The organism is Campylobacter sputorum subsp. sputorum (genome assembly GCF_008245005.1).
Taxonomy (GTDB): domain Bacteria; phylum Campylobacterota; class Campylobacteria; order Campylobacterales; family Campylobacteraceae; genus Campylobacter_F; species Campylobacter_F sputorum.
This window is the reverse complement of record NZ_CP043427.1, coordinates 51,533-74,031: the sequence shown is the minus strand read 5'-3', so window position 1 is coordinate 74,031 and position 22,499 is coordinate 51,533. Positions and strand designations below refer to the sequence as shown.

Here is a 22,499-nt window from a genome sequence, read left to right as displayed (position 1 = left end):
TTTTCCTTAGAAAAGTTGCCCGAAAATTCGGGCAACCTAAAGTTATATATTTTCTCCAGCTATCATTCCAAAAGTTAAGCAATCAAGTATAGCAACGCTTCCTAAACGACTAGCTCCGTGTGTTCCGCCTGTAACCTCACCGGCTGCATAAAGTCTAGGGATTGGTTTATTTTGATAATTCAACACCTGAGCTTTAGTATTTATTTTTACTCCACCCATTGTATGATGAAGTTTTGGTGCACCTCTCATTGCATAAAATGGTGCTTTTGAAATTGTTATTCCATCTGTTAAATGCATTGGTTTTGCAAAATCCGGGTCTTTTCCAGCTTTGACATATGAGTTATATTGTTCAACTGTTTTTTTAAGCTCATCTGCTGGGATTTTATAGTATTTAGCTAGTTCATCAAGTGTATCAAATTTTTTAATAGCCCCAGTTTCTAACGGATTTTCGATATCTTTTGGGACAAGTTTTGAAACAGCAACACTATCTGATAAATTTATTGGATAAATATCTTTTTTAGTATCGATTATCTTAAACATAGCATCGGCTCTGACCTTTCTATCTGCAAGCTCATTCATATAGCGTTTTCCAGTCCTTGGATCAACAGAAATTCCATATCTAAAAGCAGCCTGTGAGGCAAATTTGCTGGTAATTCCATTACCTTTTTCATCAGGACATTTATAAGGAATGTATTGTATCCAACCAATTTGAACAGGCATTGCACCAATTCCAAAAGCTTCTATCATTGCACCAGCAGTTGCCCCAGAATGGTTTGTAGTGTCAAATTCTTCAACAGCCTTTGGATCTTGTAATTTTCTAAAATACTTATCGCTACAAAAACCACCACTTGCTAATACAACACCTCTTTTTGCTTTGATAAACTTTCTTTCCCCACTTGTATTTTCGTTATCATCACTAAATAATTTTGAATCAAATTTATAGTTTTCTCTTACAGAAATTCCAACTATTTCATCTTTATCATCTAAAATAAAATTATCAAATTTTACTCTAGTTTTTAAAGTAGCATTTGGTAGTTTTTGGTAACTTTCTGTTAATGGTTTAACAATTCCAGAGCCACTTGTATTTGAAACATAATAAGTTCTAGGCACTGAGTGTCCGCCCTCTAAAAGCAGTTTATCAAGATAGGTCGCTCCGTTTTCAAGAGTAAAATTAAAAGTTTCTACAGCCCTATCTGCTAAAATTTCAAGCAATTCCACATGATTAAGTCCAAGTCCTGCCTTAACACAATCATCAATAAATAATTTTTTTGAATCTTTTATATCATTTTTCTTTTGTAATTCGCTATTTGGCACTGCAAAAATTCCACCATTAATTGTAGAATTTCCGCCAATTCTTCCCATTTTTTCTACAATCAAAGTTTTAAATCCTCTTTTAGCCGCTGTAATACCAGCTGCAAGTCCTGCAAAACCTGATCCGATGATAACAACATCGTATTCTTCATCAAATTTCACATCTTTTGCATCAATTGATTTAGCCATTAAATTTGATGCACCAAGCACACCTGCACCCACTCCTAAAGCACCAAGTTTTAGTGCTTCGCGTCTTGAAATTTCTTTTTGCATTTTTGCTCCTTTTAAATAGAATTTATCACTTACGAAAGACCAACACAACAAATAAAACTAGACTCTAATTTTATAGCGTAGTGTAACTTAATAATTCGTTTTTAAAAATCAAATTTAAATATCTATTTTTAAATTTACTATATCAAAAAAGTTGCCCGAAAATTCGGGCAACCTAAAAGTTAGATATTTTCTCCAGCTATCATTCCAAAAGTTAAGCAATCAGTAATTGCCACGCTTCCAAGTCTGCTAGCCCCGTGTGTTCCACCTGTAACCTCACCGGCTGCATAAAGTCCGGGGATTGGTTTTTTTGTATTTATAGAGATAACTTGTGCTTTGGTGTTGATTTTTACGCCACCCATTGTATGATGAAGTTTTGGAACGCCACGCTCAGCATAAAATGGTGGTTTTGAAATATCAATTCCGCCTGTTGTTTCAACTGGTTTGCCAAACTCATCTTTTCCAGCCTTAACACCAGCGTTGTATTTTTCAACTGTTTTTTTAAGCTCATCTGCTGGAATTTTATAATGTGCCGCTAACTCATCAAGAGTTTTAAATTCCTTTAAAATTCCTGCTTTTAAAGGCTTTTCAAAATGCGATGATAATAAACTAGGAATGCATTGTGAATCGCAGAAATTTATAGGATAAATATCTTTTTTAGCATCAATTACCTTAAACATTGCATCGGCTCTTGTTTTTCTATCAGCAAGTTCGTTCATATAGCGTTTTCCAGTTCTTGGATCAACAGAAATTCCATATCTAAATGAACCATTTACATTAAACATTGACCCAACACCAAATCCGACCTCATCTGGGCAAGCCCAAGGACCATATTGTAGCCATGAAACTTGAACTGGGCAAGCGCCGATATTAAGTGCTGCTATCAAGCCACCTGCTGTTGCACCAGGATGATTTGTGGAATCAACATCTTTTCCAAGTCTAGGATCTTGAAGTTGTCTAAAAAATATATCGCGGCAAAATCCACCACTTGCGAGAACAACGCCTCTTTTTGCTTTAAAGAATTTTCTCTCTCCGCTTTTGTTTTCTCTATCATCATCTTTAAGCTTTGAGTCAAATTTATATCCTTCTCTTACCGAAATTCCTACAACTTTGCCATCATTATCTAGAACAAAATCATCAAATTTTGTTCTTTTTTTGATTACAACATTTGGATTTTTTTCAATGTATTCAATCATCGGTAAAACTATACCAGAGCCACTTCCATTTGCTGTTTGATATGTTCTAGGCACCGAATGCCCACCAGCATGAGATAGTTTTTCAACATATTTTGCACCGCATTTTACAGTAAGTGCAAACACATCTTTTGCTCTATTTGCAATTGTTTCAAGTAATTCTGTATGGTTGATTTGAAGTCCAGCTTTTAAGCAGTCTTTTAAAAACAACTCATTTGAATCTTTAATGCCCTCTTTCTTTTGAGCTTCGTTATTTGGCACTGCAAATATACCGCCATTTATAACGGAATTTCCACCAAGTCGCCCCATTTTTTCTACAAGCAAAACTTTTAGTCCTCTCTCAGCTGAAGTAATTCCAGCCGCAAGTGCTCCAAAACCTGATCCGATGATAACAACATCGTATTCTTCATCAAATTTCACATCTTTTGCATCAAGTGGCATAGCCATTAAATTTGATGCACCAAGCACACCTGCACCCACTCCTAAAGCACCAAGTTTTAGTGCTTCGCGTCTTGAAATTTCTTTTTGCATCTTTGCTCCTTTGAAATAAAATTAGACATATCTGCCAACAATACCAAATACTAAGCAACAATAACAATTTTTAATAATTTAATTGCATTTATAAATTTATTAATAAGTCTAATCACGTACCAAAAAATAAAGACAACAAATACAACTAAATTTATTTATTCTAGCATTAATTAAATAAATTATAAATTAATTATAAAAATTTTTAAGTAAAATAAAAAATATATAATATATTAAGTTTATTTTATGCAAAGATACAATAGAAAATATTGTTATTTTGTAATTTATTTTGTGATAAACGCATTAAAACTAGCCATACTTTTTTGCTTATTTGTATTTTTAAAACGATATTTAGAAACAAAATAATGGACTAATTATATTAAAGATTGTATTTTTGAGATTTTTGAAAGCTTAAGAAAACTTATGAAATAGGTTAAATGGTGGAGTTAAGCGGGATCGAACCGCCGACCTCTTGAATGCCATTCAAGCGCTCTCCCAGCTGAGCTATAACCCCAAATTCAAGTAATTAAGTCCTAAATTTTAGTCAATTTTATCCCAAAAGTCAAGACTTAATATGCAAATATCAGTGCGGTATACCGACACACTTTCTTATTTTTTCCATCGTTTCGATTGCTACTTCTTTTGCTTTATCGGCTCCTACGCTTAAATGATAATGAACTTCATCTGGATGAGTTAAAAAATGCTCGTATTTTTCTCTCGCTTCTTTGAAATATTCAAGAACTATATCATTTAAATACATCTTAAAATGCCCGTATCCTTCTCCGCCTTTTTCATATCTTGATTGAAGATCTTTTTGTGCATTTTCATCTAAAAACAGCTTAGCAATATTATAAACATTGCAGTTTTTCCAATCTTTTGCTTCTTCAAGCGAAGTGCTATCTGTGACTATGGAACTTATTTGTTTTTTTAATGTTTTGTCATCTGCAAATATGTCTATAGTATTGCCATAACTTTTACTCATTTTTGCACCATCAGTGCCTGGAACTGTGGCTACATTTTCATCAATCTTAGCTTCTGGGATTACAAAAATTTCGCCATGAGCGTTATTAAATTTAATTGCTATATCACGAGCTATTTCAACATGCTGAATTTGATCTTTGCCAACTGGAACAAAATTCGCACCATAAAGCAAAATATCAGCTGCCATCAGCACTGGATAACTAAACAATCCATGATGAGCATCGAGCCCTTTTGAAATTTTATCTTTGTATGCATGGGCTCTTTCTAAAAGTCCCATCGGCGTGTATTGACTTATAATCCAATAAAGCTCTAAAACATCTTTAACATCGCTTTGAAGCCAAAATGTGGATTTTTGCGGATCAATGCCAAGTGATAAAAAAGCACAAGCAGCTTCAAAAGCACTGGTTTTTAGCTTATTTCCGTCATTTACGCTAGTCATTGCATGATAATTTGCTATAAATATAAACATCTCATCATCGCTGTTGTTTTGCCTATCTATCATCGGTTTTATAGATGCAAAATAGTTCCCTAAATGAAGTTTTCCAGATGGTTGAAGTCCTGTAAATGTTCTCAAATTTTATCCTTTATCAGTGTTTTTATCTCTTTTACTATCTCTTTTGGTGTTTTATTTTCTACATTAACTACAAAATCAGCTTTTGCTTCATAAAGCGGATCTCGCTCTTGATGTATCTTTTTAGCATTTTGCAAATTTAGCAAAAGCGGTCGTTTTTTAAATTTAGCACTCGCATTTTTGCTATTTTCAAGACGCTTTATGATATAATCAAATCCTGCTTTTAAATACACAACAGTGCCAAGCTCATTTAAATTTTCAACCTTATAAAATCCTCCGCCAGTTGAGATTATAGCATTATCTACACCATTAAGCAAAAAATTTGCCAAATTTTTTTCAAGTTTTCTAAAATGCTCTTCGCCAAATTTTTCAAAAATCTTCTTTATTTTCATATTTGCAATGCTTTGTATCATATCATCACAATCAATTGCAAAAAGTCCAGTTTCTTCATACAAAGCTCTAGCCACGGTTCCTTTGCCAACACCCATAAATCCGATTAAAATTATATTATTTTTCTTCTTCATCTTTGTTTTTATTCTTTGGGATTAAAATCACTGGAACGCCAGTTAAATTAAAGCTTTCGCGTAGTTTATTTGCAAGATATCTTTTGTAACTAAAATGCAAAGACTTTGGTCTATTCATCACTAGAGCTATTTTTGGCGGAGCACTATCAAACTGAACTGCGTAGTAAATTTTCACCACTTTGCCTTTTTCCCTTGGGATTGGATGCTCTTTTATGGCACTAGTTATAGCTTCGTTTAACTTGGATGTTTGAATTTTTTGTGTAAAATTTTTATAAATTTCAAGTATTAAATCATAAAGCTTGTGAACTCTTTTTCCACCAAGTGCCGAAACGCTTATGATGGGTGCATAACTTAAAAATTTAAATTTATTCCTTATCTCAGAACTTATCTCATCAAATTCTTTCTCATTTTTATTTTCCCATTTATTTAAAACTATGATTATACCAAGCTCAAATTTAGAAGCAACACCGGCTATGCGTTCATCAAGCTCACTTAAAGGCTCACTACTATCAAGAACGAGAAGTGCGATATCTGTGTTTTCTAGTATTTTTTCAGTTCTATTTAACGCAAATTTCTCAATACCCTCTATCTTGCCACGCTTTCTAATGCCCGCAGTATCAACAAATTCAAAAACTCTATCATTATAAATATAAGTTTCATTTACAGGATCTATCGTAGTTCCAGCAACTGAGCTTACTACACTACGAGAATCTTTTACAAGAGCATTTAAAAGACTACTTTTGCCGACATTTACACGACCTATAATGCCTACTTTTATATTTTTTTGATTATAATCTTCATTTTTTTCTTTTAGTATTTCGCCATCATCCGTGCAGTAATTTTCCAAAAAGTCATCAAAACTCTCTTCGTCATCAATCTTTTGAGCTTTATCTAAAAGTTTGTAAAGCCACTCTTTTAACTCATCAACACCGGCATTATGGCTAACTGATATACAAAATGTATTTACACATCCAAATGAATTAAACTCCCAGCTACGCTCTTCGTCTTTTTTGCTATCAACTTTATTGACAACCAAACTTATAGGTTTATTTAGCTTACAAAGTGAGTAAAATAGCATTTTATCTTCATCTTGCGGCATAAGCTTTCCATCAACCATAAATACGATAATATCTGCATTTTTTGCTTCATCTAATGTTTTTTTTGCAACATTTTTAAAAAGCTCACTACTATCGTCTAATCCGCCAGAATCTATCAAAATACAATTTTTATCAAAAATTTCAATCTCAGTTTTATTTGTATCCCTAGTAGTTCCGCTAACATCGCTAGTTATAGCAATCCTTTTGGAAGCTAAACGATTAAAAAGTGAGCTTTTACCAACATTTGGTCTGCCTATTAGTATGACTTTTTGCACTAAATATCCTTAAATTTAAAACTACATTATACATAAATTTAGCTAAATTTGTAAATCTTAAGTAAATTTATAATACAATAATAGCTTTATAAAAGGAAATATATGCTACGCCGTTTTTTGATGCGAAACCTTGGTGCGTATTACATGGTTTTAGCTTCATTTTATTTTGCTTTGACAGGAGCTTTTGCAAAGCTTTTAAGCTCTTCAATGAGTTCTGTTGAAGTTTCATTTTTTAGAAATATTGTCGGTCTTACAATCATCGTTGTAACTATCTATAAATACGGAGCTCACAATAAAGGTGGAAAGCCCTTTATACTTTTTCTAAGGGGATTTTTAGGCACAATCTCAATGCTTGCTTTTTTTCACAATATCGCTCATATAGGACTTGCCGAGGCTTTTACATTTACAAAAATGTCGCCGATGTTTTTAGCAATATTTGGAGTAATTCTTTTTAAAGAAAGGTTAAATTTACTATCTTGGTTTGGCATTATTTTTGGATTTATTGGTATTTTACTCATAATGCAACCAAATTTAGGGTTTAAAATGGGGCACGCAATGGGGCTTATAAACGGACTTTTAGCGGCAGTTGCTTATCTTAGTGTGCATGAATTAAGAAAATACTATGATACAAAAACCATAGTTTTATCTTTTATGCTCTCTGGCACACTAATACCCATAGTTTGTATGCTAGTAGCTCAGTTTATACAAACTCCGCCATTTTTTAACTTTATGTTTGCTAAATTTATTATGCCAACGCCAAATATGTGGGTTTTCATTGTTTTAATGGGAGTTGGAGGCTTGCTTTTTCAAACCTATATGACAAAAGCATATGCTGCTTCAAGATACGCGGGAACAGTGGCTGCTATCGGGTATTGCGATGTTGTTTTTACAATGATAATAGGATTTATAATGGGAGATAGTTTGCCAAATTTAATGGCATTTTTTGGTATAATAATCGTTATCATCAGTGGAGTTATAGTAGCTACACAAAAGTAGGAGAATATATGATTTTAATAGCCGGACCATGCGTTATAGAAAGCAAAGAATTAGTTTTTGAAATAGCAAAAAGATTAGAGAGTTTTGCAAAAGATGATAGAATAGATTTTTATTTTAAATCAAGTTTTGATAAGGCAAATAGGACAAGTATTTCGAGTTTTCGCGGACCTGGGCTTGAAAAAGGTTGTGAGATTTTAGCCCAAGTCAAGGCAAAATTCGGATATAAAATTTTAACTGACATACACGAAGGTTATCAAGCAGAACCTGTTGCAAAAGTCGCTGATGTGCTTCAAATTCCTGCATTTTTATGCCGTCAAACTGATTTATTAATCGCTGCTGCAAAAACAAAAGCTGTGGTAAATATCAAAAAAGGGCAATTTTTAGCACCAGATCAGATGAAACACAGCGTAAAAAAAGTTTTAGAAACTCGCGGAATTAACGAATTTGGCTATGAAGTTGCTTTAAAAAATGGCGTTTGGCTAACTGAGAGAGGCTCGACTTTTGGATATGGAAATTTGGTTGTAGATATGAGAAGTTTACCGATAATGCGTAGTTTCGCACCAGTTATATTTGACGCAACTCACAGCGTTCAAATGCCAGGTGGTTTAGATGGAAAAAGTGGCGGGGATGCTAAATTTGTGCCGTATCTTGCAAGAGCTGCTGCTTCTGTGGGCGTGGATGGATTTTTTTACGAAACTCACATAAATCCGTGCGAGGCACTTTGTGATGGACCAAATATGCTAAATTTAGAAGAACTTAGTAAGATTGTAGAGCAAACTTTAAAAATACAAGAAATTTTAAAATGATAAAAAACAAAGGTTTGTTTTTTGTTATATTCGGTGCCATTTTAGAATGTGGTTGGGTTTATGGATTAAAATATGCTAACTCAAATTTAGCCTATCTTGGCACTGCTGCTATTCTTGTTGTTAGTTTTTTTACATTTGCACTATCTTTTAAATATCTTCCGCCAAGTGTTGCTTATACGCTATATATAGGACTTGGAACATTTTTTGTAATGCTTAGCGAAATAGCCATAGAAATAACAAATGGAGTAAGCATAGAAATTTTAAGAATATTTTTTGTTTTTACTCTTCTTTACGGTATTTTAGGGCTAAAAAGGTGCTAAGTTGAGTTATATGATACTTGTTTTAGCAGGAATTCTTGAAATGCCAAGTGTGTATTTTAATGTAAAATTTAACGAAGCAAAAAATATCTTACAAAAATTATTTGCAGTATTTATGATAATTCTAACATTTGGAAGCTCGGTATTGCTTTTACGCTACGCAATGCAAGAAATACCGATGAGTGTTGCTTATTCTATATGGACAGCAGTTGGCGTTCTAGGAGCTGTATTTGTAGGAGTTGTGTTTAGAGATGAAAAAATGAGTGTAAAAAAATCTTTTTTTATAATTATTATCATATTTAGTGCTATAATGCTTAAAATAATTTAAGGGGAATACATGAAAATCATTGAAGGAAAACTAAATTTAAATGGCGATGAAAAAATTGCGATAATTAACTCAAGATTTAATCACATAGTAACAGATAGATTGGTTGAGGGTGCAAAAGATGCGTTTTTAAGACACGGCGGTAATGAAGAAAATCTAAGTCTTGTCTTGGTTCCTGGTGCTTTTGAAATACCAATGGTTCTTGATAAGCTTCTTGGGAGTGGTAAATTTGATGGAATTTGTTGCGTTGGAGCTGTAATTCGCGGAAGTACGCCACATTTTGATTATGTGAGTGCTGAAACAACAAAAGGGATTGCAAATATCACCTTAAAATACTCAAAGCCTGTAACTTTTGGTGTTTTAACAACTGACACTATAGAACAAGCTATCGAGCGTGCTGGAAGCAAAGCTGGAAATAAAGGCTTTGAAGCAATGACTGGCGTAATAGAATTAATAAACCTTTATAAAAATTTTAAGGCATAAAATGGCTACAAGACATCAAGTTAGACAAGCCGTAGTTTCGCTACTTTACGCAAAAGAAATGGGTAGTGAAATGGAAGAGTTTTCAAAAGAGTTTTTAGAAGAAAAAAAGATAAGAAACGATCAAAAGAAATTTACACAAAGTCTGTTTTTTGGAATAAATGAAAATTTAGACGAAATTGATAAAAAACTAGATAATCTCTTAAAACAAAGAGATATTTCTCAAATAGGTATCGTTGAAAGGTCTATTTTAAGGCTTGGAGCTTATGAAATTTTATTTACAGATACAGATAATGCCGTTATCATAAATGAGGCCATAGAGCTCGCAAAAGAGCTTGGAAATGATTCTGCGCCTAAGTTTGTAAATGCTGTTTTAGATGGTATTAAAAAATGAAACTTTGCGTCGCCCTTGATATGGCAAATTTTGAAGATAATATAAATTTAGCAAAAGAGTTAAAAGGGCTTGATATTTGGCTTAAAGTTGGACTTAGAAGCTATCTAAGAGATGGCGTTAAAATAATAAATGAGATAAAAAATATCGGCGATTTTAAAGTGTTTTTAGATTTAAAACTCTACGATATACCAAATACAATGGCAGATGCAGCAGAAGTCATAGCAAAAAGTGGCGTGGATATGATAAACCTTCACGCAAGTGCGGGTTTAAGAGCGATGAAAATGGTTATGGATAGACTTTCAAATATTAAAAATCGCCCTCTTGTCTTAGCCGTATCTGCATTAACTAGTTTTAATCAAAATGAATTTATGGAAATTTATAATGACAACATACAAAACTCAGTTATAAAATTTTCACAAGCCGCATATAAAGCCGGGCTTGATGGAATGGTAAGCTCAGTTTTTGAAAGCAAAATCATAAAAGAAAATACAAGCAGAGATTTTATAACACTAACTCCAGGAATTCGCCCATTTGGCGAAAGTAGTAACGATCAACAAAGAGTTGCAAATATCCAAACCGCAAAAGAGATGAAAAGCGATTTTATAGTAGTTGGCAGACCTATTTATGAGGCAAAAAATCCTAGAGAAGTTGTTGAGAAAATTTTAAAAGAGATTTAATTAATTTATAAAACTAATAATTGCTATAATGAAACTAAATATAGTAGAAACGCCAACTATATATGTAAAAATATTTACTCTAGAGCTCATTTTTTTGTTTTCTTCTAAAGTTTTTATTTCAAATAATTCATTAAATGTTTTAGAAATTTGATTAAATGAATCTTTAAATTTAAAATTACAAAGCACCATATCATAAATTGCATAAAATTCTTCGCCAGTTGTATTTTTATATATATCTAAATTAATTTTGTATTGTAAATATTTTCTCCTTAAATCCAACACCAAATCAGTAGAAATATTGTTTATATTTTTAAGATCTAAACTATAGTTTTGTAGTAAACTTTTATACGATATGCAAATAATTTGCAAAAATAAAATTTTAAAAACATTTTGTGAATTTAAATTTGTATCTGTTGATATTTCACTAAAACAAATAAAAAAATTATTATTAAAGCCAACTTTGTAACCACATTTTGGATTTTTTCTATCATATATATTTTTATCAATTATTTTATTTTTACTTACAATATTATTAAAAATATTTATATCTTTAGTAAAATAAAATACATTTTTCCTATATTTTTCATCTTGAAAATCAATATTTTTTAAAGCAAAAATCTGCTCATTAAAAATAACAAATTTATCGTAGGCATCAATCTTTTTATCAATATAATAACAATTATAAGATTTATTTAGAGTTTTTTCTGATTTTTCTTTTTTTATTTGTTCTATAATGTTTTTATATTGCTCATTATCGAAATCAAGCAAAGATATTTCAAATTTAAATTCATTCATGGATTAAATCTTTTTTATATAAAATTATATTAAAAAAGAAAATTTAAATCAACCCACAAATTTTCTTTGTAGGTTGAGTAGATTAGCCTAACTTTGTAGCGTCTATTATGTTGTGTTCTAAACCAAGTTGCTCTTTTGAAAGTCCTAGAGCTAATCCAACAAGCTGTGAGAGATGTATAACTGGAACTCTTGCTTTTGAGTTTGTAAATTTTTGTGCACCATCTTGAAAAATATCAAGTTGCATTTGACAAAGCGGACAAGGAGTAACTATACAATCAGCTTTGTTTGTATCGGCATTATTTACAATTCCACTTGTCATTTTCTTAACTGAGTTTTCTGCTGGATAACACGCATGAAAACCGCAACAATCAAGTCTTTTTTCAAAAGGAACTATGGTTGCACCAAGTGCAGTTGCAACAGCTTCAAAGCTTTTTGGATTTACAGAACTTTCCTTGCCAAAGATTTTTTCAGGTCGCAAACTATGACATCCATAAAAAAGTGCTACTTTTAAATTTGAAAGAGGTTTAACTACTTTTGATTTTAATAAATCTAAATTTTCAGCCAAAACCCAAAGTAAGCTAGTAACTTCACTACTGCCTTTATAACTCATATTTCCAGCCGCTAAGTATTTATTGATTTCATCTTTTTTGCCACTATCTAGTTCTTTTTTTGCACGAGTTAAGACAAGAAAACAGGTGCTACAAGTTGTTAAAAGTGGCATATTCATCTTTTCTGCAAGAGCTAAATTTCTAGCATTTGCAACAAGAGTAGCTTTAGGATCAACATTTTGCGCTTGAGATGCCCCACAACAACTCCAGCCTTCTATCTCATTAAGTTTCATACCTAAAACTGGTGCTATTGCTTCTATTGACATTTTTGATTCTTTTGCAGCTTGAGAAAGCACACATCCTGGGAAAAATGCAAATTCCATTTTCTACTCCTTATTTGCAGCTTTTGCTGCTTTTATCATTTTTTGCAAATCTTCATGACCTTTTATTTCTTCTTCGCCAAATATAGCCATTGGATTCATTTTGCCAGAACGCATCAAATCTATTGCCATACCAGTTCTTGCAACCGAGCCAATTCCTTCTGTTCTAAGCCCTAAATATATCTCATTTAATCTTCCACTTCCCTCTACAAGATCGGTATAAAATGCTTTTGCATGGGCTGGACCTTCGCCAGAACTTAGACCACCATTTAAAGCCATAACGCTAAGATGAGATATATCATCAGCAGAGCTTATGCCCTTAGGACAGCGATCTGCACACTCTTGACAATGCACACAATTCCACAAGCCACCATTTACAGAAGGTTTAACATGTATCATAGGATCTTTGCTTCTTGAATCATTTGCAGCTCTATAAGCATGAGTAAATACAAATGGTTCCATATAATCGCTTCTATCTGCACTTAATTTATTGCATTCAGAAGCACAACATCCACATAAAATACAATCCCACTGCTTTAGTACTTTTTCATTATCTTCTTCGCTTTGGATACAGCCTTTTTCTTTAGAAAATTCACCTTTTGGCGTTATGGTTGGCTTTATTTTTCTTAAATTTTCTATAGATGGCTCCCAATCAACAACCAAATCGCTTATTACTTTAAAATTCGCAAGAGGAGAGATATGCAAAGTATCTGGATTATCATATGTTTGTAGTAAATCTTTCATCTTTGTATCACAAGCAAGCACTGCATGACCATTTACTCTAACGCCACAAGCTCCACATATAGCAGCACGACAAGTAGCGGTGAAATTTAATGTAATATCTTTTGTTTCTTTTATATGTATAAAAACAGAAAGCAAAGTCTTACCAGCCATCTCTTCGTTTGTTAACTCATAGATTTGAGCGTATGATTTTTTGCCATCGAAACGATCTATTATCATCTTCATAGTTATTTTCCTTCCTTGATTGGAAATTTGCTTATACTAACATCTCTCCAAGATAGTTTCATCTCATTATTTTCAAGCGTTACAAGACTATGTTTTAAGAAATTAGCGTCATCTCTTTTTGGATAATCTTCTCTTGTATGCGCGCCACGACTTTCTTTGCGATTTATTGCTGCAAAACACACAGCGCGAGAGAGCAAAAGCAAATTTCCAAGCTCTATATAATCAGTAATAGCTGTGTTGTAAATAGGGTTTGTATTTTGTATATGCAAAGTATCATATCGCTTTTGAAGCTCATAAATTTTCTTATACAAACTCTCAAGCTTATCGCCTGTTCTGTAAATTCCCATATTATCCCAGTTTTGCTTACCAAGCTCTTCTCTTATAGCGTATAAATCATTTGGTGTTCCTTCTCCATTAGCAACATTTTTTATTTTTTCACGCCATTTTTTAGCAATCTCTTCAAGCAAGCCACTATCTGTAAATTTAGCCTTGCTTGCGTATTTAGCTGCTCCAATGCCAGAAAGCTTACCAGTTACAACAGCATCAGCTAAAGAGTTTCCACCAAGGCGGTTTGCGCCGTGTATTGATATACAAGAAGCCTCGCCAGCACAAAATACGCCAGATGTATAAGTTGCCATATCATCCATACTTTTAACATCAATTCCACCCATAGAGTAATGAGCCGTAGGTCTAATGCCTATAGGACTATCTGTTAAATCTAAATTTTCAAACAAAAGTCCAGTATGTCTTATCTGAGGAAGTTTTTTGATGATTTTATCTTTTCCAAGATGTCTTACATCTAGTAACACATGTGCTTCTATACCCTCTCCGTAACCTCTTCCTTCTCTAATCTCAGTTTCTATGGCTCTTGCAACTATATCTCTAGGGGCTAACTCCATTTTTTCTTTTGCATATTTTGCCATAAAGCGTTCGCCTTGATTGTTGATAAGATAACCACCCTCACCTCTTGCGGCTTCTGTAATCAAAGTTCCACCATGCACAACACCAGTTGGGTGAAACTGAACCATTTCAGCATCTTTAAAAGCAATTCCAGCCCTAAGAGCCGCTGCTACGCCATCTCCTGTTGTTGAATATGGATTTGAAGTTCTATTCCAAAAAATACGAGCATAGCCACCTGTTGCTATGATTATAGATTTTGCTAAAATAGGCGTAATATCGCCTGTTCGTATATTTCTAACAACTACACCTTCTGCTTTTGCATCTTTTGTAGCGATATCTAAAAGCTCATAATCCATTAAAAACTTAACACCATTTGTTATCGCATCATCCAAACAGGTATGCATAACAATATGACCGGTTTTATCGGCAGAATAATTGCATCTTTTTTTAGATGCTCCACCCATCATTCTTCTAGTAACCTTGCCATCTTTTCCTCTTGAAAAAGGCATTCCAAGATAATCAAGCTCATGGATAGCTTTTCCTGCTAATTCACAAAATTTTATCACACTATCTTGATCTGATAAATATGCCCCTCCTTTTATCGTATCAAAAGAGTGAAGCTCATAAGAATCGCCATTGCTAGTATCAGTAACGCCGTTTATTCCGCCTTCTGCCATAGAAGTTGCGTTTCTTGATGGCATTGATTTGGTAACAACAATAACGCTTAAATTTGGATTTTCGGCCTTAGCTGCAACAGCTGCTCTAAGACCAGCACCGCCAGAACCAACAACAATCACATCACAAGATGGAAGTGAGCTATTTTTTTGATCCTCATTAGATCCAAAAACATTTGTAGGAACACTTGCAACACTAAGTGCACTTATGCCTATACAGGCTGTTTGCAAAAATTCCCTTCTTGTAAAATTTTCTTTCATCTAATTCTCCTAAATTTATAAGAAAATAAAATTTGGTGTATAAAACTACACAAAGCGGGTTTAATTTATAAATTTAAAAATAAATTTAAATTTATAAATTACTCTTACTTTTAAGAATATTATCATTATTTAATTAAAAAATATTTTAAAATTTTAAAACGTAAATATTTTGTAAAGATTTTACATTTATTTGGCTCAGTGGAACTTAAACTATAAATAAGTAGCTTTAAGTTACGATATTATCAATGAAAAATAAATACATGAGCACGAGCTTATAACGCCGATTTCAAAGTCTTTAATAACACTAAGTTTTATACAAAACTCAAAATATAAAGAAATTTTACAAAATGCTATCAAACATATGGATAGCTTAACAAATAAGCTTTTAAGTGTTGAAAAGCTAAACTCAAACCACAAAAATAGAATTAAAAAATAAGTTTATAGTTGAGTTTTTGCTTTTAGGAATGGAAAAATTAATAAATGATGAAAATAAATTTAATCTAGAAATAAAGCAAAATTTTAAAGTTCTAGGCGATGCAAACTATCTAAGTATAGCTATAAAAAATATACTAGAAAATGCGCTAAAATATAATGATTTTTCAAAACAAAGTAAAATTTTGATTAAAATTTATTATAACACTTTAGAAGTTATCACAAGTGGCGAAAAACTATCAAAAACGCTAAATTTTTACACCCAAAATTTCTCTCAAGAAGCAAATTCAAAAGGATATGGCAGAGGCTTAAATTTGGTAAAAAGAATTTTAGATATGTATAAATTTGAACTTTTTTATTCTTATTTAGATGAGAAAAATCATTTTATTATAAATTTTAATTTAAGCTTTTTTAAGAACATACCCGCTACCAGAAATATTGCTTAAATTTATATCATTTAACTGCTTTTTTATACGCATTATAACAGTATGGATTGTGCCTATTTTTACACTATTGCCATCATAAGCAAAATCTTCAATCATATCATAACTAACTAAATTTTCTATATTAAAACAAAGTAGCCAAAATATAGCATTTTCAAGTTTTGAAAGATATACTTCTTCGCCATTTTTATAAATTTTTTCCTTTGTAACATTCACTATAATACAATCATTTAGCTTTATAACCTTGTCTTCAATCTTAAAAAGTGCCATTACAACAGCATTTTGTAAATTTTCCATCATTATGGGTTTTTTTATAAAAGATATGGCGCCCTTTTTCATGCTTTCAAATAAATTTTCATCAGTATCAAATGAAGTTACTACTATAAAAGTTTGATCAGGTTTTAGCTTTAAAATCTCATTCATCATATCAAGACCATTAAAATTTGGCATATGTATGTCTGTTATTATGAGATCAATTCTATGTTTTTTAAATTTTTCAAGCCCATCCAAACCATCACTAGCCGTATAAAAATTCTCACAATACCTTTTTAACCCACCACTTACAGCCATCCTTGTAAGTTCATCATCATCTACAACCATAATACTACGATCTTTTAATACATCAAATTTATTGTTCATGCTATATCCAAATTTTGTTTTATACTAAGCTTAAAAATAGTAGGATTTTTTGGGCTAAATAGCTCTAAATCACCGCTGAGTTTATTTTGTGCTATAAGTTTTGATAAATATAAACCTATACCACTTCCATCTTTTTTAGTGCTTTTTTTGTATTTTAAAAATATATTTTTTGGGTATTTTACACCGCTTCCATTATCACAAATCATTATTTCAACATTATTATAAACAACATTGGCTTTTATCTCTATAAGCTTATCTGATTTTTTGGTTTTTAATGCATCTTTTGAGTTTTGAAGTAAAACAAGTAAAACTTGCTGCAAAAAACTCTCATTATTTCGCAACTCTATATCAAAATTATCCATTTTTAAATTTATATTATATCTACTAAAAGTTGTATGCAAAATATTGCTTAGACTAAGTATGCTAGTGCGAAGATCAAATGTTTTTATCTCATCATCAAATTTATAAAATTTTCTAAAACTCTCAACTGTCTTATCCATCATTTGATTTGATTTTATGCATAAATTTATACTCTCATAAAGCTCGTCATCACTAAGCTCTCCTGATTTTTTAAGATTTAATACATTGCTTAAAATAAGCATTGATGAGTTTATAGGCTGTTTTAGCTGATGTGCTATGACTGAGATTAGCTCGCCTGTTTCGGACATTTTAAGCTCATGAGATAAAATAAACTCATATTCTTTTTGTTTTTTTAATATTTTTTCATGGATAAATGTATGAAGTAAATTTGAAATTGCAATTAAAAACATAAAAGCTATAAGTAAAATAACTCCGTTTTTAAGCAAAATTTGCAAAGGCTTTAAAACGATCATTTTTTCATCAATGCTAACGCCTATGTATAAATTATCACTTTTTAATTTTATAAGCTCGATATGTTTTGAGTTATGTTTAAAAATATTTCCTTTAGGATTTTTTATAAAATTTAAGAAAGATTTTTTAAGTTCATTAGAATTTACTACATAATCTATACTAGAAATAACATCTCCATCTTGATCAAAAAGATAGATATTATCTACAAATGAGTGTATTTTTGGCCTAATCTTTTTAAAAAAATCTTTTGAAATTATAATGCCACAAAAAACAGATACATCTTTACTGCTATATATAGGCGAACAAATATGTATAGTTTTGTTTTTTAATACATGATGGGCATCAAAAACGCTTATTGTAGTTTTATTTGCATCAACCGTGTTTTTATACCAAGATCTGGTTTTAATCTCTTTTACAAAATCTTCATCAAGTTCTGTAATCTCATCATCAAAAATCATCTCTTTTGAGTTTAAAAACATCTGAGAATGATCAAATATACCATTTACTTTCATAAAATCTATATAATTAAGAGCAGTATTTTCACTATTGATATTAATATATTTATTTGTCAAAAAATTTATAAATTTTATCCTAAAATCCAGCCAATCATTGGCGCTAAAGGCTATTTCTTTTGATATAGATGTTCTAAAATCTCTACCAACTTTAGAAACTTCATTTTTAATCTGATAATAGCTCATAATCCCTATAACACATACAAGTATAGAAAATACAATGAGTATTATATAAATTCTGATATTGTCAAAATCTTTAAATATAGATGAGTATTTTTTTTTCAAACTTTGCTCCTTGAAAAATTGTAGCAAAAATTTTAAAATAGTTAATGGAATTTTAAAATATATAAAACTTAATCTAATATATTAAATTTTGAATAAATTTATAACTGCGTTAGTCAATAATATAAATAGAAAGTTGTTACAAAAGACAAAAAAATAATTTAGTGCCAAAAAGGCACTAAATTTCTATCTTTTAAAAGCTTTTTCTAGGCTAATTGGCATTGCTTGATAACCTATTCCTGTACCCGTAAATCTCATTTGCACACTAGGTTTATTTGAGCCCCATTTAAACTCTAAAAGTTCTGGTGCAGGATCTCCAACTGGCACACCTTTTGATAAGTCAAATTGCATTCCAGCAGTTGCTGAATAAACAAGGATAGAGTCTTTATCACCTTGATACTCAGTTAAACTTGTAACAGCACTAAACCAGTCTCCGCCACGCTCTTTTCCATACTCCCAAACTTGCTCTATTGTCATATTTTTTTGATCTATTTTATAAACAACAGCTCGGCTATATTTCATACTACTAAGTGCGGGTTGTTCTAAGCCTCTACCATCGCCATTATCAAAAGCTGCTAAATAAAGAATATCTTTATTTGTTTTACTATCTATGATAAATGCGGTGTGCTGTGTCCAAGTCCAATCAAAGCCACCTTTTTCATTTAAATATCCAGGACATTTTGAATAGCCATCTTCGCAAACTATTTTATTTCCTTTGCTATCAACTGGTTGAAGTAGTTTATCTTTAAATTTATCGCTCCAGCCTTTATGAGCTCCTGCTATCCATTTTACTTTTTTATCGCGACCAATTTTTATCATAGCACTTTGATGACGAGATGAAATTACGATACTATCGTCATTTGGATCATAATCAACTGAATTTACATGAGCCCAGTTTCTACCTGTTCCAGTTCCTGCTATATCGCCAAAAGCATCTGATGAATCAAGCTTAGCTAACTCTTCTTCGCTAATTGTTTGTCCTGCTTTACTAGCATCAATATTTAAGCAAACCGCACCTTGATCAAGCGATAAAATAACATCGTTTCTATATGGATCTAAAATTTCATAAAGTCTCCAGTCATCTACTACATTTCCGTTTTTATCCACTTCTACGATAGTATCTCTAACTGTTCTAACATTTTTGCCATCAGGGCGTTTTGTGTTTGATGAGCCAACACGAAGCAAATAGTTTCCATTTTGAGCGTTATTTAATGAGTGTGAAAAATCATTATATCCAAGTGGAAGTTGGCGATTAAAAATCTCTCTTCCCATTAAATCATACTTAACATATCTTTGACCAAAGCCCCACGCAAGAGCACCATCCACATCTTGTCTAAATCCCATTTGGATACCAGTTCTATAAATATTGCCTGGATCTAGGATTTTATCAGAATCAAAATACCATCTAACCTCACCTGTAGTATCTACGATAAAAGCATTTGATGAGTCATTCCATTCTAAAGCTCCACCAGATGGATTGTTCCAAACAGCTTGTGAACCTCTTCCTGGCATTTTCCCAGGTGCGTTATTGATAAGATAGAGTCTATTGGCAAACTCTTTATCAACTTTTGTAACTTTTACGCTTTCATATGGCATACCAGTTTGTGTCATAAGTCCAGATGGAGTTAAACCAACAGGACCTGTTGTGATTTGGTAAGTTTCTGTTATGGTTTCATTTTTAAAGCCAACAGCTGATTTAGTGTATTTTACTTCAACTTGGTTTTTATATGCCGGATAAAGCCCAAAAATAGGGATTCCGCCATAAGTTTTTAGGGTTTGATTATCAACTTTGTAGCTGATAGTTTGACCATTTTTTTTAGGTAAAATTTTAACACTAACATCACTTAAAACATAGCCATTGTTCATAATAATAGCTGTTAGTGGTGCAAGACCATAAGGGTTTAGCTTAACAGCTCCTAGTTTTCCTTGAACTTGCCAGTCAATTTTTGGACCACTTGGACCACCGATTGCTAAAGCTTGCGTAGCACCAACACTTAAAAGCATTCCAGCAACTAAAACTGAACTTAAAATTCTCTTCATATTTGCTCCTTTTAAAATAAAATTTAAAATAAAATTATTTTTTAAATTTAAATAATTTTATTTTGTTAATTATTATTCTATAAACAAATTCTTACAAAATTCTCATATTAAACTTAAAGTAAATATAATGCGTATTTTGATAACTGATATTAAATGAAAAATATATAAATTTATATGCCCCAAGGGAGAGCTCCCTTGGGATGAAAGCTTATTTACTTAAAGCTTTTTCTACGCTAAATGGCCATGCTTGATAACCCATAGCATTTGTCATTTTAATCTCTATGCTAGGCTCTTTTGCACCCCATTCAAATTCGTTGATATGTGGGCTTGGAAGTCCTGTTGGGTTTCCTGTAGCTATATCAAACTGCATACCAGCAACAGCTGAATAAGTCATAACTGAGTTTTTATCTGGTTGATACTCAACTAAACTTGTAACTGAGCTATACCAGTCAAATCCTCTATCTTTTCCATATTCCCAAACTTGCTCAACAGTCATTTTCTTTTGGTCTATTTTGTAAATTACAGCACGACTATATTTCATTGTTGGTATTGCAGGCTGATCCATACCACGACTATCGCCATTATCAAATGCACTTACATAGATGATATTGCCTTTACTTTTCTCATCTATTTTAAATGCAGTGTGTTGAGTCCATGTAAAGTCAAAATTTGTATTTTCGCAAACGCCTTTTTCATCACATTTTAATTTTTTACCTTTACTATCAACAGGTGTTAAAAGCTTATCTTTAAATTTATCTTTCCAACCTTCACTTGCACCTAAAATCCACTTAACTTTCTTATCTCTACCGATTTTAATGATAGCATTTTGGTGTCTTGAACTTATGATAATACTATCATCTTCTGCGTCGTGATCAACTGAGTTAACATGAGCCCAGTTTCTACCAGGTCCGCTACCTACGATATCACCAAACTGATCGTTTGTATCCATAGCCGCTAAATCATCTTCGCTTAAAGTTTGTCCACCAGCTTTTGCATCTATATTTAAGCAAACTGCACCTTGATCAAGCACTTTTAGGACATTATCTCTATATGGATCTAAAATTTCATAAAGTCTCCAATCATCTACAACTTGACCATTTTCATCAACTTCAACAATAACATCTCTAACGGTTCTTACATTTTTGCCATCAAGTCTTTTTAAGTTTGCATTACCAACTCTTAAGAAGTAGTGACCATTTGGACTATCATCCATTGAGTGTGAGAAATCAACATATCCAGCAGGAAGTTCTCTGTTCCAAATTTCTCTACCCATGATGTCATATTTAGCATATCTTTGACCATATCCCCAAGTAATATCGCCATCATCATTTTGTTTAAAGCCCATCATAACACCAGCATTAAATGCTGATTTAAGATTGTAAATTTTGCTTGGTTCTAAATACCATCTAACTTCGCCAGTTGTATCAAGTATAAAAATTTGTGGATTATAGTTCCACTCTAACGCACCACCCATAGGGTTATTCCATACTACTTTTGTACCTTTTCCTGTTTTTGGTTGGAAGTTATTTACAAAGTAAAGTCTATCTTTAAATTTTGCAGTTGGTGCTTTTACAACCTCTATTTTATCAAAAAGCACACCTTTTTGTCCGCGTGACCCAGACGCATCTAAGAAAACTGGAGCTGCGTAAATTTTATAGTCTTCTTTGATTTTTTCATCTTTGCCTTTATAAATTTTAGTATATTCAACTTCAACTGTATTTACATAATCAGGATAAAGACCAAAAACAGGTATTCCACCATGAGTATTAAGTTCGCCTGGAGCAACTTTATATTTTATCTCTTGACCGCCTTTTTTAGGCACAATTCTAACAGTTACATCTTTTAGATTATATCCGCCATTTTTAATAACAGCTGTAAGTGGTGCTACATCATATGGATTTACAACTACTTCGCCAATTTTTCCTTGAACAATATAGTCAGTCTTTGGACCACTTGCACCACCAATTGCTAAAGCAGAAGTAGCTCCAACACTAAGAAGCATACCAGCAACAAGTGCTGAACTTAAAATTTTTCTCATTTTTTCTCCTCTT

Annotated in this window: 21 protein-coding genes and 1 tRNA gene; 8 read left to right on the top strand and 14 right to left on the bottom strand. The window is 32.1% G+C overall.

Features of this window, described 5'->3' with window-relative positions:
• Nucleotides 1-42: 42 nt before the first annotated feature.
• The 6 genes from CSPT_RS00370 to der form a co-directional block, all read right to left on the bottom strand.
• Entirely contained in the window at nt 43-1,584 is a 1,542-nt protein-coding gene (locus CSPT_RS00370) for a flavocytochrome c (RefSeq protein ID WP_089181781.1), read from the bottom strand.
• Between the two features lie 179 nt (nt 1,585-1,763).
• A complete protein-coding gene (locus CSPT_RS00365) occupies nt 1,764-3,305 on the bottom strand; it encodes a flavocytochrome c (RefSeq protein ID WP_089181780.1) in 1,542 nt (513 codons plus the stop codon).
• Between the two features lie 435 nt (nt 3,306-3,740).
• Nucleotides 3,741-3,816 (bottom strand) — tRNA-Ala (locus tag CSPT_RS00360).
• Between the two features lie 69 nt (nt 3,817-3,885).
• Entirely contained in the window at nt 3,886-4,857 is a 972-nt protein-coding gene (gene trpS / locus CSPT_RS00355; RefSeq protein ID WP_089181779.1) for a tryptophan--tRNA ligase, read from the bottom strand.
• Nucleotides 4,854-5,378: a shikimate kinase gene (locus CSPT_RS00350; protein WP_089181778.1), complete on the bottom strand. Its 525-nt coding sequence runs from the start codon at nt 5,376-5,378 to the stop codon at nt 4,854-4,856. Before CSPT_RS00350 ends, trpS begins: the two co-directional genes overlap by 4 nt.
• The gene (der, locus tag CSPT_RS00345) at nt 5,362-6,750 is read right to left on the bottom strand and encodes a ribosome biogenesis GTPase Der (RefSeq protein WP_089181777.1); all 1,389 of its coding nucleotides are present in this window, start codon (nt 6,748-6,750) and stop codon (nt 5,362-5,364) included. Before der ends, CSPT_RS00350 begins: the two co-directional genes overlap by 17 nt.
• A 102-nt stretch (nt 6,751-6,852) precedes the next feature.
• On the opposite strand from der, the gene CSPT_RS00340 reads away from it, so the two are divergent.
• Genes CSPT_RS00340 through pyrF form a run of 7 tightly spaced genes read left to right on the top strand, consistent with a single transcriptional unit; the run spans nt 6,853 to nt 10,745 of the window.
• Nucleotides 6,853-7,746, top strand: a complete 894-nt coding sequence (locus CSPT_RS00340; protein WP_089181776.1) for a DMT family transporter — start codon at nt 6,853-6,855, stop codon at nt 7,744-7,746.
• An 8-nt stretch (nt 7,747-7,754) separates the two neighbouring features.
• On the top strand, nt 7,755-8,552 hold the full coding sequence (gene kdsA, locus CSPT_RS00335; RefSeq protein WP_089181775.1) for a 3-deoxy-8-phosphooctulonate synthase: 798 nt from the start codon (nt 7,755-7,757) through the stop codon (nt 8,550-8,552).
• Nucleotides 8,549-8,872: a DMT family transporter gene (locus CSPT_RS00330; RefSeq protein WP_235610070.1), complete on the top strand. Its 324-nt coding sequence runs from the start codon at nt 8,549-8,551 to the stop codon at nt 8,870-8,872. The genes kdsA and CSPT_RS00330 overlap by 4 nt, the downstream gene beginning before the upstream one ends.
• Nucleotides 8,873-8,882: 10 nt before the next feature.
• Nucleotides 8,883-9,197, top strand: coding sequence for a DMT family transporter (locus tag CSPT_RS00325; protein WP_089183271.1), 315 nt, complete (start codon nt 8,883-8,885; stop codon nt 9,195-9,197).
• Nucleotides 9,198-9,206: 9 nt separating this feature from the next.
• A complete protein-coding gene (ribH, locus tag CSPT_RS00320; RefSeq protein ID WP_089181774.1) occupies nt 9,207-9,677 on the top strand; it encodes a 6,7-dimethyl-8-ribityllumazine synthase in 471 nt (156 codons plus the stop codon).
• 1 nt (nt 9,678) lies between these two features.
• The gene (nusB, locus tag CSPT_RS00315; RefSeq protein WP_089181773.1) at nt 9,679-10,068 is read left to right on the top strand and encodes a transcription antitermination factor NusB; all 390 of its coding nucleotides are present in this window, start codon (nt 9,679-9,681) and stop codon (nt 10,066-10,068) included.
• Nucleotides 10,065-10,745 carry an orotidine-5'-phosphate decarboxylase gene (gene pyrF / locus CSPT_RS00310; RefSeq protein WP_089181772.1) on the top strand — a complete coding sequence of 227 codons (681 nt, stop codon included), beginning with the start codon at nt 10,065-10,067 and terminating at the stop codon, nt 10,743-10,745. Before nusB ends, pyrF begins: the two co-directional genes overlap by 4 nt.
• Here the strand turns inward: pyrF and CSPT_RS00305 are convergent, their stop codons facing one another.
• From CSPT_RS00305 to sdhA, 4 genes are all read right to left on the bottom strand, one after another.
• Nucleotides 10,746-11,540 carry a hypothetical protein gene (locus CSPT_RS00305; protein WP_089181771.1) on the bottom strand — a complete coding sequence of 265 codons (795 nt, stop codon included), beginning with the start codon at nt 11,538-11,540 and terminating at the stop codon, nt 10,746-10,748.
• An 82-nt stretch (nt 11,541-11,622) separates the two neighbouring features.
• Entirely contained in the window at nt 11,623-12,471 is an 849-nt protein-coding gene (gene sdhE / locus CSPT_RS00300; RefSeq protein WP_089181770.1) for an 8-methylmenaquinol:fumarate reductase membrane anchor subunit, read from the bottom strand.
• Nucleotides 12,472-12,474: 3 nt separating this feature from the next.
• Entirely contained in the window at nt 12,475-13,434 is a 960-nt protein-coding gene (gene sdhB / locus CSPT_RS00295; RefSeq protein WP_089181769.1) for an 8-methylmenaquinol:fumarate reductase iron-sulfur subunit, read from the bottom strand.
• A 2-nt stretch (nt 13,435-13,436) separates the two neighbouring features.
• Entirely contained in the window at nt 13,437-15,269 is a 1,833-nt protein-coding gene (gene sdhA, locus CSPT_RS00290; protein WP_089181768.1) for an 8-methylmenaquinol:fumarate reductase flavoprotein subunit, read from the bottom strand.
• Nucleotides 15,270-15,721: 452 nt separating this feature from the next.
• Between sdhA and CSPT_RS00285 the strand changes: the two genes are divergently transcribed.
• Nucleotides 15,722-16,147 (top strand): ATP-binding protein, encoded by a 426-nt coding sequence (locus CSPT_RS00285; RefSeq protein ID WP_089181767.1) that lies wholly within the window; start codon nt 15,722-15,724, stop codon nt 16,145-16,147.
• Here the strand turns inward: CSPT_RS00285 and CSPT_RS00280 are convergent.
• From CSPT_RS00280 to CSPT_RS00265, 4 genes are all read right to left on the bottom strand, one after another.
• Nucleotides 16,103-16,783 (bottom strand): response regulator, encoded by a 681-nt coding sequence (locus tag CSPT_RS00280; protein WP_089181766.1) that lies wholly within the window; start codon nt 16,781-16,783, stop codon nt 16,103-16,105. The two genes, CSPT_RS00285 and CSPT_RS00280, sit on opposite strands and share 45 nt — an antisense overlap.
• Nucleotides 16,780-18,411 (bottom strand): ATP-binding protein, encoded by a 1,632-nt coding sequence (locus CSPT_RS00275; protein WP_089181765.1) that lies wholly within the window; start codon nt 18,409-18,411, stop codon nt 16,780-16,782. The genes CSPT_RS00280 and CSPT_RS00275 overlap by 4 nt, the downstream gene beginning before the upstream one ends.
• A 183-nt stretch (nt 18,412-18,594) precedes the next feature.
• Complete coding sequence (locus CSPT_RS00270; RefSeq protein ID WP_089181764.1) at nt 18,595-20,448, bottom strand: aryl-sulfate sulfotransferase; 1,854 nt, start codon at nt 20,446-20,448, stop codon at nt 18,595-18,597.
• A gap of 208 nt (nt 20,449-20,656) precedes the next feature.
• Complete coding sequence (locus CSPT_RS00265) at nt 20,657-22,486, bottom strand: aryl-sulfate sulfotransferase (protein WP_089181763.1); 1,830 nt, start codon at nt 22,484-22,486, stop codon at nt 20,657-20,659.
• Nucleotides 22,487-22,499: the final 13 nt, after the last annotated feature.